Raw genomic sequence first — 15,463 nt, 5'->3', positions numbered from 1 at the left:
ATTAAAAAGGTTTAATATCGCAACTGCTGCCCGGCTGTTGCGGCGTTTTGTAAACACCGCCCTCAACTACTGCAGGATGGATAAATTTATCTCTAAGATGCGGTATATATTCTAAAAACAAAGCCTCGTGCCCCATAGCGATGTGATTAAATAATACCAGGTGCTGGTGCAGCTGGCCCATATCGCCAACATGCGGCACCACCGGGATGTTAAACTTACGGCAAAGCAGGCTCACGGCAATAAATTCGCTTACGCCGCCAACGCGTACGGCATCAACCTGGATAAAGCCTGCGCTGTTGGTTTGCAGGTAATTTTTAAAAATCACTCGGTTGGGCACATGCTCGCCTAAGGCCAGCTTAATGGGCGCTATAGCGTTGGCCAGGGTTTGATGGGCCAGCACATCGTCGGGATGGGTAGGCTCTTCTATCCAATACGGGTTCATGCTTTTTAGCCTGGCACAAATATCCAAAGCCTGGGGCAAGGTCCATTGCTGGTTGGCATCCAGCATAATTTTAATATCGTTACCAGCAACCTCTCTCACCATATGCGCGCGGCGAATATCCCGTTCAGGGTCTGCCGAACCTACTTTGAGTTTCATGGCGGTAAAACCGTTAGCCAATGCTTTTTTACAATTTTCGCGCACCTTTTCGTCATCGTAATTAAACCAGCCTACCGATGTATCATAACCAGGATAGCCTTTTTCTGTGATGGATAAGCGCTCGTTTTGAGTGGCTTTATTGGCAGCTAAAAGGTCAACGGCCTGTTGGCGTGTAAGTTCATCTTCCAGATAGGAAAGATCGAGGGTATTCACAATTTCTTCGGCGTTGAGCTCTATCAGCAACTGCCATAAAGGCAAGCCGCGCTTTTTGGCCCAAAGATCGTAACAGGCGTTTGTTACCGATGCCAGCGCCAAATGCACTACGCCCTTATGCGGCCCCAGCCACCGGAACTGCTGCTCATTGGAAAACCGGTTAAACCGCTCGCCAAAATTGCGCATCACTTCCTCTATATCTTCCCCCAGCAACTGATCGGCGTAGTATTTTGCAGCCTGGCAAACCAGTTCGTTACCTTCGCCTAAAGTAAAGGCGAAACCGGTTCCGGTAATGCCGCTGTCATCCACCAGGTTGGTAATGGCATAAGAATAAACCGGATCGCGGTGGATGGCATCGCTCCCCGCACCGGCACCGAGCGGAAACCTTTTATCTTCAGTATGAACAGATGATATCATGATGTAATAATGGATTAAACGTTGGTAATTATTTTTTGTAGCCTAACTCCGCGCCACCGCTGACAGGTAAAATGCAACCGGTAATAAAGCGTGCCTTATCGGACAATAAAAAAACGGCGGCGTCTGCAATTACGTCGCCATCCGGGCAATAGCCCAACAGGTGTATATCGTTTAAATATTGCTCTATGGTTGCTTTGTCGGGCTGCTCATTACTCCATTTGCGCAGCATAGGCGTCCATACACCGGCAGGCGCAAGGGCATTAACCCTGATGTGGTGAACAGCATAATCCAGCGCCATTGATTTGGTAAGGGCATTCATGCCGCCTTTGGTAGCCGTATAAGCCGCATGTATCTGCTGCCCAATTTCGCCAACCAGGCTGCTGGTATTTAAAATTGTCCCCCTGGATTTAATTAAGGCGGGCAAACCATATTTAGTGGTAAAGTACAGGCTTTTTAAATTGACACGCATTAAATTATCCCACTCATCTTCAAATGTTTCGTGCAGCATTTTGGATGGGTGGGCTATGCCAGCATTGTTATGTATGGCATCCAGGCGCCCATACACGTGTAAGGTTTGGTCAACTGCTTTTTTCACGGCGGGACCTACAGATACATCGCAATCAATACCCAAATGGCCGTCGCCCAGTTCGGCCAGAATAATATCGATACATTCCCTGCACTTATCAACTATAACAACGCGTGCCCCTTCCCGGGCGTAAGCACGTGCGCAAAAGTAGCCGATACCGCCGGCTCCGCCCGTCAGGAAGATGATCTTATCTTTTAATAACATTAAAATCGGTTTATATGCTGTTCAACATCAAAAGCTCCCGTACGGGCACCGATATTGAACATGAATTTATGTAAGCTAAAGTACTTTCACAATTCACTTACTTCAATGGAACATCCAAGGAATATGATGGATTATCTGATGCTTTTTTTGGTAAGCTCTAAAAGTATTTCCACATTTGAATTTATGCAGGACCCAATTAAAAAACGCGATGGCTTTACCGGCGAAAAACTAATCAGCATCCCCAAAAAAGTACTAAAAAAGGAGATCGAAAATAACCCTTTGCTCAATGCTTTGTACATCACCTACATTGGTTATTTCCCAAAAGCACATGCACATTTCCGCGAAAGAAAAAAGGGCTGCGAAGACAACATCCTCATCTATTGTATGGACGGCAAAGGCTGGTATTCTACGGCATCAGGCCAATACGAGGTTAAGGCCAACCAGTTTATTATTTTACCGGCCACACAAAACGCTATGCGCTACGGCGCAGACCAAGATGACCCCTGGACTATATTTTGGGTACACTTTAGCGGCAATAAATTAAAAACCTTAAACCAGTTTTTTTCTATCGAGAATTTCCTGGTGCCCAACTTTATTAAGTTTGATACCAAGCGCATACAATTATGGGAAGAAATGTATAACAGCCTGGAGATGGGTTATACGCTCAACAACATGACCTACGCCAATTTCTCGCTTTACTATTTTATAGCGTCGTTTATTTTCCCGGAGAAACGCATGGAACTTTTAAAAAACAGCGAAGAAACCGTAATTGATAAAACCATAGCTTTTATGAAAGACAACACGCACCTGAAACTTACGGTAGAAGAAATGGCAACCAAGTTCGCCTTTTATTCCACGTCGTATTTTTCGCAACTCTTCAGGCAAAAAACCGGCATGTCTCCAATGGACTATTTTATCCACCTAAAGATACAACATGCCTGCCGGTTACTTGACCTGACAGACATCCGCATTAAAGAAGTGGCCGACAAGATTGGCTATACCGACCCCTATTATTTTTCCAGGATTTTTCACAACATTATGGGGTTATCGCCTAACCAATACCGGAATACCAAAAAGGGATAGCGAAGAAATTGGCGAGATGTAATCAAAAAATAAATCCTGGAATCTTCAATCATTAAACAACTCGCTTACCGTCATAAAACATAATAGCAGCACATTAAAATATTGTAATTGAGTTTGTTTGTCAAAAAGCATCATAGCGTATGCGACTATTTTGTATGATTGACGATCTGTCACCTTTCCCAGGATTATTAATAACAAGTTAACTTGAAGCGATTATCTTCGCACCAGTGAAAGATCTATCCGATAAAGCTCTGTTCGCATTGGTTCAGGATCATGATGAACGCGCTTTCGCTGTCCTGCTGGAAAGGCACAGCGGCCTGGTATATGACCTGGTTTACAAGCGTACACGTGACGATGACGACACCAAAGACATTCTTCAGGACATTTTTATTTCGCTTTGGAATAACCGGGAGAAGATAAGGATCGAGGAGTCTATTTATCCCTACCTGCACCGTTCGGCCAAATATGCCGTTATTGACCTGGCCATCAAAAACCAGCGGGTTACCGCCTATCAAAGCCTGCTGGCCAAACAGGATGAACCCTTTTGCCATCCCGCAGAAACCGGCCTGATTGCCAGTGAGCTCCAGCAGCAATATGAACAGGAAGTTGCCCGGATGCCCGGTACGATGCAGCAGATCTTCCGGCTCAGCCGTGACCAGCAGCTCTCGGCCAGGGAGATCGCCCTTCAGTTGCAGATCTCAGAACAAACCGTCAGAAACAACATTACCCTGGCCCTGAAAAAGTTGCGGCTTAGTCTCGGCTCCGACCAACTGATCGTTTTATTGCCGCTCAGCCTGTACATTTCTTCTGCCTTGGCGGTAAATTAATTCCCTAACAAAAGTTTAATAATTTATTAACGGTATATAAGCCCATTTCAACAGATTATACTGTTAAATGGCAAAGACACCACAAACAATACCCGACATAGCACTCCTGCAACGTTACCGTTCAGGCACTTGCAGCCCTGAAGAGGCGAGGCAAGTAGATGAATGGTTCGAAGCGCAGGAAAACGAAGCGGTACCGCCGCTTTTGCGCAGGCGATCTGTACAAGCAGTTAACCGGGCCGTGCTTCGGGCTATCCGCTCGCCGCAGCGAAAACAGCAAAGCGGCTTTGTGTTTTTAAAGATCGCTGCCGTGTTGCTGCTGGCCGTTATGGCGGGCCTTTTCGGCTACAGGAAACTGTACCCTGCAAAAGAATTACCCATCAGCTATACCACCATCAGCACCAAGGCAGGCGAACGCAAAACCGTTATCCTTCCCGATAGTACCCGTATCAGCCTCAATAATGCATCGGCCATTCGCTTCGCCGAAAATTTCGACGGCAAAACCAGGGGTGTCACCCTTACCGGCGAAGCATTTTTCGAGGTACGGCATGATGCCAGGCGCCCGTTCATTGTGAGTACTGATCAACTGCATATCCAGGTATTGGGTACTTCTTTTAACGTTAAAGCATTCCCCGGCGAAGCGCAAGCTAAAGTGACGGTAGCCTCCGGTAAAGTTGGCGTATACAGTACTCAACCTAAAACAGCTACGCAAATGTTGCTGCCCGGCCAGCAGCTCACCTATACCGGCAGAACGGCAACTTTCAGCACAAGTCAAGTCAACCCGGACGATCAGCACGCCTGGCAACAAGGCATCCTCATCCTGAAAGGCGAAAACCTGCGCGAGATTGCCCGGCAACTGGAGCGCTGGTACAACGTAAAGATCAGCATACCGGCTACCAAACTGCAACAAGAACAATTCAATATCAAACAAAATAATGAAAGCCTGAACCATGTGCTGGCCTCACTGAGCCTCTCCGGCGATGGCTTCCATTACCGGATCAAAGGCAGGCAGGTACAGATCTGGTAGGCCCATAATCAACAGAATACTTAATTTAAATAAAAGACAGCATGAAAAAATAGAGCAGCCAACCCACCCTAAATAACCGGATCAGCCAATAAAAAAAGCGAAAGTGTACCACCACTTCCGCTCATCAACGTATTGCTGATCCATCGAGTTTCTAACACACAACAACCATTCAATACGATGCACAATTCTACAAAAAGAACTGTAATTAAACTACTGTTTTCTATGATGAGGTTAACCTTTATGGTCCTGACGATCTCGCTCTCCCTGACCGGGACCTTACTCGCCTTTAGCGGTAAGGCCCAGGACATGGATAAAGCCAATATTTCTGTAAATTTCAATAAAGCCCGGCTCGGCGAGGTACTCGACGAACTGGAAAAACAATCCGGGTTCTCTTTTACCTACCCCACCAAAATGGCCGCCATCAGCCCCATCAGGCTGCAGGCCAAAGATCAGTCACTCAAACAGGTACTGCAAGCACTCGCGCAGGCCAATCAGCTCAAGTTCACCCGGATCAACCAGATGATCTCCGTCAGCGCATTACCCCCACCGACCGGGCCGGGCAAGATCAGCGGCAAAGTGCTGGACGAAAAAGGCGCGGTACTGCCCGGGGCTACTATTAAAGTGATGGAAAGCGGGCAAGGCATCCAGTCCAGTGTGGATGGCACCTATCAGCTCAACCTGCCTTCGGGAACTTATTCGCTCGAAGTCAGTTATATTTCCTACCAGACCAAACGCATCACGGGCATCCTGGTAACGGAGGGTAAAAACACCCCTCTGGATATCGCCATGACTCCGGCAAACAATGAGTTGAACACGGTAGTGATCACCGGCGACTATAAGAAATCATCAGTGGAAGGGCTTTATGCCAAACAAAAGAACAATACGGCCATCACCGACGGCATCAGCGCAGAGCAGATCGCCCGCACTCCCGATAAAAATATCGGCGAAACGCTCAAACGCATCAGCGGTGTGAGCGTGCTGGAAAACAAATATGTGGTGGTACGGGGCCTGGGCGAACGATATAACGGCACCATGATGAACGGGCAGGTGATGCCCAGCACCGAACTGAACCGTAAGCAATTTTCCTTCGACATTATTCCCGCTAACATGGTTGACAATGTCACGATCTACAAAACCATCAACCCGGATAAAAGCGCCGAGTTTGGCGGTGGCCTGATCGAAGTGAATACCAAAAGCATCCCCACGGAAAATTCGTTCAGCGTCACGATCGGGGAGAGTTACAATGATAAAACCACCGGCAAAAATTTTACAGGCCAATATATCGGAACACGGAGTTATTTCGGATCGGCAACCGGAGACCGTACTTTGTTTGGGCGGACAGACTGGACAAGCGCGGCAGATGTCCGGGCTTATTATGCGGCCAATAAATCAGACCCCAAGCTGTTTTCTAACAATTGGAAACTGTACAATTATACGCCATCGGTATCGCCCAATTTCCAGGCTTCTTTAGCCAGAGTTATCAACCTGAAGAACAATGACCAGATCGGTTTTATCGCCTCGGCCAGTTACCGTAATACCTGGCAGATCTCGGATGTGCTTTCCGGACGTAACGGCTATACCGGAAATGATAAGCAGGATGAATTGTACGGTTTTGCCGGTAAGCGATATGGTTTCACTACGAATCTGGGCGGCATCGCCGGTGCCGGGTATACAGGCCAGCAGTTCAAAGTCAGCCTGCAAAGCATTTATCTGCGCACCTTTGATCAGCAATTGTTATTAGGTACAGGCGAGAAATACGATTACGGGCCTGCGGTTGGCTATTTTGACCTGACCACGCAAACCGATCTCTGGCAAAACCAGCTCAGGGCGGAGAAGAAATTTGGAAGCCATGGTATCAAATTGGAAGGGCTGTTAAGCTACGCGGTGATTGACAGGCAAAAGCCCGATAATCACCAGATGGATGCCCACTATATCGGCAGCGCGACCGACAGCCCGGATGTACCCGCTTCCGATTTCAGTATTGCCGATCCCCAAAGTAACCTCGAAAAAGGCGTGCTGCGTTCCTGGAGCCGGTCATTTGAAAAGAACCTGGGCTGGAACCTGGACCTGAGTATCCCCGTAAAATTCGACTTCTTAAAAACGGCGTTCAATAATACCCTTAAAACCGGTTATGCGGGCTGGCGCAAGGACCGCCTGTTCTGGGTAGTGAATACGGGCTCCAACTATAATGCCTCCGATCCGCAACCCCTCAGCCAGGTTTTCGACCAAAGCCTTCACCCCGGCGGCACCATCGATATCAGCGGCTTTGGCGACGATTACCGGCATAAAGCCGCACTGCAGGCGGGCTACGTGATGCTGGACAGTAAGATAGGCGGTAAATTCCGGCTTACCGGCGGCCTGCGCGGAGAGTATTATGATCTGAACAGCGTCAACACGGTACTGGACCGATTTGTGAAAAACCAGATCGATAAGAATAAGGACGTGACGGATTACAGTGATCTGTACGGAAAGGAACCCAAGTTTAACCTTTTTCCATCGGCGGCGCTTACTTATGGTTTAACAAAAAAGATGAACCTGCGTTTGGCTTACGCTAAAAGCATTATCCGCCCCGACCTGCGGGAACTTTCTTTTTTCCAGGAATACGATTTCGAATTAGGTGGCATCTACCAAAGCCAGTCGCCGATACGTTCCACTAAGATCGACAACCTGGATTTTCGATATGAATGGTATCCTAACGCAGGCGATATCCTGTCCTTTTCCCTGTTTTACAAAAAGTTGCTGCACCCGATGGAAATCTATGACCTGGGTAACCGCACCTATGAACTCCGGAACGATCTCTCCGCAAAAAATAAAGGCATCGAACTGGAGGCCCGCAAGTCGTTCGCTTTTACCGGACTGCCTGTATTACGTAACCTAACCTTGTATGGCAATTTTACACGCCTTTTTGCTAAAGTAACGCCGATGAATGTGGTTTACAACAGTGCTTTTCCGGGCCGTGAAGGCAAAATAACGGTTGTTGATGTAGCGCTGCCAGAAGTAGACAGGCCGCAGGCCGGTGCAAGCAATTATACCTACAATGCGGGTATCTATTACGACAGCAAACCAGTTTCCCTGAGCCTGAGCTATAATTACGTCACCAACCGGGTTTTCCGGGCGTCAGAGGTTTACAAAGAATCTCTATTTGAAACCCCGCTGCCCTCCCTCGACGGACAGGCGACAGTTAGCCTGCTAAAAAACAAGGGACAGTTTAAACTGAACCTGGGCAACCTGCTGAATAAATCTAACCGGGTTTATAAAAAAAGGCAGGGCGACCAGGCCACCACTCTTTTTTATGAAAAAGGCGATTTTATTGATTACCAGGCCACGCCAGGCCGCACCTATAGCTTAAGTTTTAACTATAACTTTTAATTTGATCAACATGAAAAACGATATTAAAAAAGCGCTGTATACAGCTGGCGGTTTATTACTGTTACTGACTGCCTGTGTTAAAAAACAGGAGAAACCCAATCAGAGCTTTTATGGCAAATTAATGATCACGGCAGCAAGAATCCCGGATACAACCGGATTGGAGGTCAGGTATCAGGGCCAGGTGTTGGGAAATATACCGCTCAATCCGGGCGTTCGGCTGGAGGCTGGCTTATCGGGTAAACTGGCTGTATACCTCAAAGGTATCAATCAAAAAATTGCGGACACGACGATCACCATAAAAAAAAATGAGATATCCTCCTACCGGGTAGTCTATATCCCCGATCTGGGTTTGAGCGGCTGGCTGAATACCAAGCCCGTACAGCCTGACTCTATCGCTTTGCTTATTTTCAACAAAATGGAGGATTTTTACACCGCGCATCCTTCTGTGGACTTGTATATTTTTTATATGGATTACGCTACACTGGTAAGAAAGGAGACAGGTATCGTTATCCATAACTTCGAAAAAACAAAACTGACCCAGGCGATCATTCTTCCTTACTGGTATGATAAACCGAATTTGCAAACTCAGGCTTATTACGGTAAATTTAAGGATAACGCTACCGGTGAATTCATCAAATTTCCCCCAAGAAACAGGGATTTTTTTGCATTGCAAACTTCAGTTGAAAGAGGTACCATGCTGGTTCCGCTAACCAGTTCCGCTGGTGCGATTAACAGCGACGGGTACATTCAATTATAAACGGACCCGATCCGGTAAAAGAGCAAAGGCAGCGCCCTGAAAAGCCTGCCTTTTTTGTTAAAACATGATCATCAAACGCACAGGCAACCGGGCAATTGCTTATCAGTCAAATTCGTCCATGACCCAAGCTGACGAAAAAAATCACCAACAGCACAACCATAACCCCAACTTGCTGATTTCGGGGCTTCTCGTCGCATTGACGGGCTCCGTATGCTGGCTGCTCATTTTCCGGGCATTGAACTTCCTTTCCGGCTGATCTCCACGCTGAAAAAACAATTTAATATCCCGGTAATAAATTACCCTTATCTTTGCCTTTCAAGGCATGGATTTAAAAGCATTAGCAGATACCGCATTAGTCGAAAAGGTCAGGATGAACCATGCAGGTGCCTTTGATGAGGTTTTTAAACGCTATTGGGAGCATTTGTATGTTTTTGCTTTGAAGCGCTTAAAGGATGAAGACGAGGCAAAAGATGCGGTTCAGGATGTATTCATCGGCTACTGGCAGCGCGCAGCAGCCCTGGAGCTGACCGGCACGCTGGAAGCCTATTTATTCAGCGCCGTGCGATACGAAGTGCTACGCAAGATTGCCAGCGCCAGTAAACAGGAAGAAAAATTACTCCACTATACCAACGTGGTGCTGCCCGAATTCATTGCCACGCTTGACCCATTGGAACAAAATGAACTGATGTTGGCCATTGACCGGGAGATTTCGGCGCTACCAGCCCGTTTAAAGGAAATTTACCAGCTAAGCAAAGAAGAAAATCTGAGTATCAAAGAAATAGCCCTTCGCCTGAACCTGTCGGAGCAGACCGTTAAAAACCAGTTAAGCGCCGCTTTAAAGAAACTCCGCGCAGGTTTGAAAGAAGCGTTCATCCTCATTTTATTATCCCGCCTGTAATCTCGATACGGTAAGCACTATGCCGTTGTTAATTATTTAACAATTTAGTAACAGGTATAAGATAGTACGATTTGCCCTTTGAGTACGCATGTGTATATAGGGGCATCACATGGACATCAAACAACTCGAAAAATTATTTAGCAAATACCTGTCAGGCGAGGCTTCGCCCATCGAACGTTCGGCCATTGATCGCTGGTTTGAACAAACCGAAAAGAACACCGTAGACTTAACGCCCGATCAGCGTATCAGGATAGCGGGCGAACTGTTGCACCGCATAAAGCCAAAGGCAGCCCAGCCGGTCCGCCAAACGAAGGCTGTGCTCTATACCATGATCAGCCCCATCCTACGTATTGCAGCCGTACTGGCGATCTTAACCACAGGGGTATTTGTCTACCGTTATTTCAGTTCATCGCCGCCCGTCCAACAAACTTCAGCCTACCGCATTTACCAAACCCGAAAAGGTGAACGCGTTTTACTGACCATGCCCGACCGCTCAAAGATCTGGCTGAACAGTGCCACCCGGTTCAGGTATCCTGCAGCATTTAACGCCCAAACCCGCGAGGTTTACCTGGATTCGGGGGAAGCTTTCTTTGAGGTTAGGCATAAGGCACAGCAGCCCTTCATTGTCCATTCCGGCAATCTTGATACCCGGGTATTGGGCACCTCCTTCAACATCAGCAATGACCCAGACGACCACCAATTCGCCGTATCTGTAAATACAGGCAGGGTATCGGTTATGCAAATCAACAGGAAGCAGCGGCAGGTACTGGCCCTGTTAAGCCCCGACCAGGGCCTGGTGTTAAATACGCTTACCGGAAAATATGAAACGCGCGCTACAGGGATGCTACAGCAAAATGCCTGGAAGGATAATATCTTGTTATTCAGGGATGCCGGTTTCCGGGAGATCAAAAGAAAACTGGAAAACTGGTACGGGCTCACCGTGATCCTCAAACGCCCGGCGGGCGAAAACTGCCTGTTCACGGCCAGATTCAAAAACAAACCCATCGGCGAGGTGCTGCGCTCGCTGCAACAGATCAATGATTTTAAATACAGGATGAAGGGTAAAACATTGTGGATCGATAACCCACCGTGCAATTAAATATAAATATAAATATACACATCAAAAGATAAGGAGAGCAGCATGAACTAAATACTATTCAATTTATAAGAACAGAAAAACCGGGAATTGTTGACAGCAACCCCGGCTCAATGTCTTCAACAAGGGTCTTAATACTTATTAAAAACAAATCAAAGTAATGAAAAAAACATTAAATGGGATACTATTTAATTTATTTAAGCTAATGAAACTTTCCTTTATCACTTTCACGGCCATCGTTATCATGAGCGGTACGTTGTGGGCGAATAACAGTAAAGCGCAAAACATCAATAACGTCAAAATCTCCATTAACGTCAAATCAGCAAGCCTCGACAAGGTATTGCAGGACCTGCAGCAACAATCAGGCTTTAACCTGATGTATAATGTACACGCGATAGGTGCAAAAAAAACAGTCAGCATCGCAGGAGAAAATCAATCCCTGCAAGCTGTGCTGGAATCGCTTTTCAAAAACACAAATATCGAATTCCGGCAGGACGGCGAGAATATTTATATCAATAAAAGGGCTGCACCGGGCAAGATCAGCGGCAAAGTGCTGGACGAAAAAGGCGCGGTACTGCCCGGGGCTACTATTAAAGTGATGGAAAGCGGGCAAGGCATCCAGTCCAATGTGGATGGCACCTATCAGCTCAACCTGCCTTCGGGAACTTATTCGCTCGAAGTCAGTTATATTTCTTACCAGACCAAACGCATCACGGGCATCCTGGTAACGGAGGGTAAAAACACCCCTCTGGATATCGCCATGACTCCGGCAAACAATGAGTTGAACACGGTAGTGATCACCGGCGACTATAAGAAATCATCAGTGGAAGGACTTTATGCCAAACAAAAGAACAATACGGCCATCACCGACGGCATCAGCGCCGAGCAGATCGCCCGTACGCCCGATAAAAACATCGGCGAAACGCTCAAACGCATCAGCGGTGTGAGCGTGCTGGAAAACAAATATGTGGTGGTACGGGGCCTGGGCGAACGATACAACGGCACTATGATGAACGGGCAGGTGATGCCCAGCACAGAACTGAACCGCAAACAGTTTTCTTTTGATATCATCCCCGCCAACATGGTGGACAACGTTACCATCTACAAAACCATTAACCCGGATAAAAGCGCCGAGTTCGGCGGCGGGCTGATCGAGGTCAATACCAAGAGCATCCCGACCGAAAACTCCTTCAATATTACGTTTGGAGAGAGTTACAATGATAAAACCACGGGCAAAAACTTCAGGGGGCAGTATATTGGTACACGCAGCTATTTCGGATCGGCAACCGGCGATCGTACTTTATTTGGGAAAACCGACTGGAAAAGCAGCGCTGATATCAGGGCCTATTACGCGGCCAATAATTCAGACCCCAAGCTGTTTTCTAACAATTGGAAACTGTACAATTATACGCCATCGGTATCGCCCAATTTTCAGGCCTCGCTGGCCCGCGTCATCAACCTGAAAAATAATGACCAGATCGGTTTCATCGCCTCGGCCAGCTACCGCAATACCTGGCAGATATCGGATGTGCTTTCCGGGCGCAATGGCTATTCGGGAAGTGATAAGCAGGATGAATTGTATGGTTTTACCGGCAAGCGCTACGGTTTTACCACCAATATCGGCGGGATAGTAGGTGCCGGTTATACCGGTCGGCAATTTAAGGCCAGCCTGCAAAGCATTTACCTGCGCACCTTTGATCAGCAATTGTTATTGGGCACCGGCGTGAAAGAAGATTATGGGCAGTCGGTTGGTTATCTCGATCAGACCACGCAAACCGATCTCTGGCAGAACCAGTTGAAAGGACAAAATTCTTTCGGTAAAAAGGGGATCAAACTGGACTGGCTGCTCAGCTACGCGGTGATTGACCGCCAAAAGCCCGACAACCACCAACTGGACGCGCACTACACCGGCAGCGAGACGGACGGCCCGGATGTGCCCGATTCGGATTTTAGCATTACCGGTCCGCGAAGCAACCTGGACAAAGGCGTGCTGCGTTCCTGGAGCCGGTCATTTGAAAAGAACCTGGGCTGGAACCTTGACCTGACTGTGCCGGTTAAATTCGATGTTTTAAAAATTCCCTTAAACAATACGCTTAAAACAGGTTATGCGGGCTGGAGTAAAGACCGCCTGTTTTGGGTAGTGAACACGGGATCCAATTATAACACTTCCGATCCACAACCACTAAGCGAGGTATTTGATCAAAATCTTCACCCCGGCGGCACTATAGAGATCAATCGTTTTGGGGATGATTACCAGCACAAGGCCGCACTTCAGGCCGGTTACGTAATGCTGGACAGTAAGATCGGAGGTAAATTCCGCCTTACCGGTGGCCTGCGTGGGGAATATTATGATCTGAACAGCGTGAATACCGTACTGGACCGGTTTGTTAAAACCCAGATTGAGAAGAATAGTGACGTGACGGATTACAGTGATCTGTACGGAAAGGAACCTAAGTTTAACCTTTTCCCATCGGCGGCGCTTACTTATAGTTTAACAACAAAAATGAACCTGCGTTTGGCTTATGCTAAAAGCATTATCCGCCCCGACCTGCGGGAACTTTCTTTTTTCCAGGAATACGATTTCGAATTAGGCGGCATCTACCAAAGCCAGTCACCGATCCGGTCCACCAAGATCGACAACCTGGATTTCCGTTATGAATGGTACCCTAACGCAGGCGATATACTTTCCGTATCCCTGTTCTATAAAAAGCTGTTGCACCCCATGGAGATTTATGACCTGGGCAACCGTACTTATGAACTCCGGAACGATCTCTCCGCAAAAAATAGAGGTATCGAACTGGAGGCCCGCAAGTCGTTTGCTTTTACCGGACTGCCTGTATTACGTAACCTCACCTTGTATGGCAATTTTACACGCTTGTTTGCCAAAGTAACACCGATGAAGGTAGTTTATAACGCCAACTTTCCCGGCCGTGAAGGAAAAATAACGGTTGTTGATGTAGCGCTGCCAGAAGTAGACAGGCCGCAGGCCGGTGCAAGTAATTATACCTACAATGCCGGTATTTATTACGACAGCAAACCGGTTTCCCTCAGCCTGAGCTATAACTATGTCACCAACCGGGTTTTCCGTGCATCAGAGGTTTACAAAGAATCTCTATTCGAAACCCCGCTACCCTCTCTCGACGGACAGATAGCGGTAAACGTGCTGAAGAATAAGGGGCAGGTTAAAGTGAACTTGAGCAATCTCCTCAATAAATCAAACCGGGTTTATCAAAAACGGCAGGGGGACCTGGCCAGTACACTTTTGTATGAGAAGGGAGACTTTATCAATTACCAGGCTTCGCCTGGGCGTACTTATAGCTTAAGTTTTAACTATAATTTTTAAAAACACAATTATGAAAAGCATTAAAATATTAATAGCCCTGTTTGCCGTACCGGTATTGTTTAGCGCATGTACTAAGAAGGATGAATTAGCTACAAAAACGTATTATGCAAAGGTGCAGGTATTTGTAGCTAATTTGCCCGGCACACCCAAACTGGAAGTACGCTATCAAAATAAGCCCATTGGCGATGCGCCCCTGGGGGTAAATGGCATATCTGGTGTTAGTGTTGAGATTGGCACCAATGTGCTGATGTCCGTATATGTCAAAGGCACTGGGGAACTGGTTGCTGATACCGTTTTAAATTTAAAAAAAGGAGAGTTGAGAAGTTTCAGGGTAGCTTATGACAAAACTTTAGGTATTACAGGCTGGGTCAACAGCAAGCCGGTCTCACAGGATAGTATTGCTTTACAGCTACTAAACGGCCTTTCAAACTTCAACAAAACCTATCCGGCGTATGATTTTTATTTGTATTACTATGATTCCAATACCGGCGAATTTGTACAACAAGGCCTTGTGATACCGGATTTTCAAAATGTTAAATTGTATCCGGTGGTCATTACCTTACCCTGGGCTCAACCCTCGGATAACAGTTCTCCTATTTTTTATTTAGGCAAAATAAAGGACCGGGCAACAGGGCAGTTTATTACGTTCAACTCGGGAAATGATTTTTTCATTTTTGAACAGGTGGGCTCAGGTGGTCGTTCCGTGATTTATCCTATTGATGACGACAACATCCACAGCTCAATACCTGCTGTTGAACTGTAATAGCTATTTGTTAAGACAGAAATTCTAAACGGGTGAAAAGTTTGTAGAATATAAGCAATGTCCCCGTTAAAGGCAGCGCCCTGAAAAGCCTGCCTTTTTGTTTAAAACATGACCATCAAACGCACAGGCACCTTAGGCAATTGCTGATCCGTTACATTCGTCCATGACCCAAGCTAACGAAAAAAATCACCAACAGCACAAACACAACCCCAGCTTGCTGATTTCGGGGCTTCTCGTCGCATTGATGGGCTCCGTATGCTGGCTGCTCATTTTCCCGGATGATTA

General features: G+C 47.0%; 12 protein-coding genes. 10 read left to right on the top strand and 2 right to left on the bottom strand.

From position 1 onward, the window contains the following. Window position 1: 1 nt before the first annotated feature. A complete protein-coding gene (locus MUCPA_RS24795) occupies window positions 2-1,228 on the bottom strand; it encodes an enolase C-terminal domain-like protein (RefSeq protein WP_008510125.1) in 1,227 nt (408 codons plus the stop codon). Window positions 1,229-1,256: 28 nt separating this feature from the next. Further along, entirely contained in the window at window positions 1,257-2,018 is a 762-nt protein-coding gene (locus MUCPA_RS24790; protein ID WP_008510124.1) for an SDR family NAD(P)-dependent oxidoreductase, read from the bottom strand. Window positions 2,019-2,123: 105 nt separating this feature from the next. On the opposite strand from MUCPA_RS24790, the gene MUCPA_RS24785 reads away from it, so the two are divergent. From MUCPA_RS24785 to MUCPA_RS24740, 10 genes are all read left to right on the top strand, one after another. Next, window positions 2,124-3,101 carry an AraC family transcriptional regulator gene (locus MUCPA_RS24785; RefSeq protein WP_008510123.1) on the top strand — a complete coding sequence of 326 codons (978 nt, stop codon included), beginning with the start codon at window positions 2,124-2,126 and terminating at the stop codon, window positions 3,099-3,101. Window positions 3,102-3,328: 227 nt separating this feature from the next. Next, complete coding sequence (locus tag MUCPA_RS24780) at window positions 3,329-3,928, top strand: RNA polymerase sigma factor (protein ID WP_008510122.1); 600 nt, start codon at window positions 3,329-3,331, stop codon at window positions 3,926-3,928. A 67-nt stretch (window positions 3,929-3,995) separates the two neighbouring features. After that, window positions 3,996-4,952 (top strand): FecR family protein, encoded by a 957-nt coding sequence (locus tag MUCPA_RS24775; protein ID WP_008510121.1) that lies wholly within the window; start codon window positions 3,996-3,998, stop codon window positions 4,950-4,952. Between the two features lie 222 nt (window positions 4,953-5,174). Continuing rightward, on the top strand, window positions 5,175-8,321 hold the full coding sequence (locus MUCPA_RS24770; protein WP_008510120.1) for a TonB-dependent receptor domain-containing protein: 3,147 nt from the start codon (window positions 5,175-5,177) through the stop codon (window positions 8,319-8,321). Window positions 8,322-8,331: 10 nt separating this feature from the next. Then, window positions 8,332-9,078 carry a hypothetical protein gene (locus MUCPA_RS24765; RefSeq protein WP_008510119.1) on the top strand — a complete coding sequence of 249 codons (747 nt, stop codon included), beginning with the start codon at window positions 8,332-8,334 and terminating at the stop codon, window positions 9,076-9,078. 64 nt (window positions 9,079-9,142) lie between these two features. Then, window positions 9,143-9,334, top strand: a complete 192-nt coding sequence (locus MUCPA_RS24760; RefSeq protein ID WP_040626393.1) for a hypothetical protein — start codon at window positions 9,143-9,145, stop codon at window positions 9,332-9,334. 66 nt (window positions 9,335-9,400) lie between these two features. Continuing rightward, entirely contained in the window at window positions 9,401-9,976 is a 576-nt protein-coding gene (locus MUCPA_RS24755) for an RNA polymerase sigma factor (protein ID WP_008510118.1), read from the top strand. Between the two features lie 109 nt (window positions 9,977-10,085). Then, window positions 10,086-11,075 (top strand): FecR family protein, encoded by a 990-nt coding sequence (locus MUCPA_RS24750; protein ID WP_008510117.1) that lies wholly within the window; start codon window positions 10,086-10,088, stop codon window positions 11,073-11,075. 157 nt (window positions 11,076-11,232) lie between these two features. Beyond that, on the top strand, window positions 11,233-14,415 hold the full coding sequence (locus tag MUCPA_RS24745) for a TonB-dependent receptor (protein WP_008510116.1): 3,183 nt from the start codon (window positions 11,233-11,235) through the stop codon (window positions 14,413-14,415). A gap of 10 nt (window positions 14,416-14,425) precedes the next feature. Next, window positions 14,426-15,178, top strand: a complete 753-nt coding sequence (locus tag MUCPA_RS24740) for a hypothetical protein (protein ID WP_008510115.1) — start codon at window positions 14,426-14,428, stop codon at window positions 15,176-15,178. Window positions 15,179-15,463 lie beyond the last annotated feature (285 nt).

The sequence above is a fragment of the Mucilaginibacter paludis DSM 18603 genome (genome assembly GCF_000166195.2).
Taxonomy (GTDB): Bacteria; Bacteroidota; Bacteroidia; order Sphingobacteriales; family Sphingobacteriaceae; genus Mucilaginibacter; species Mucilaginibacter paludis.
Note: the sequence above shows the minus strand (reverse complement) of the source record. Positions and strands in the feature narration are given on the sequence as shown.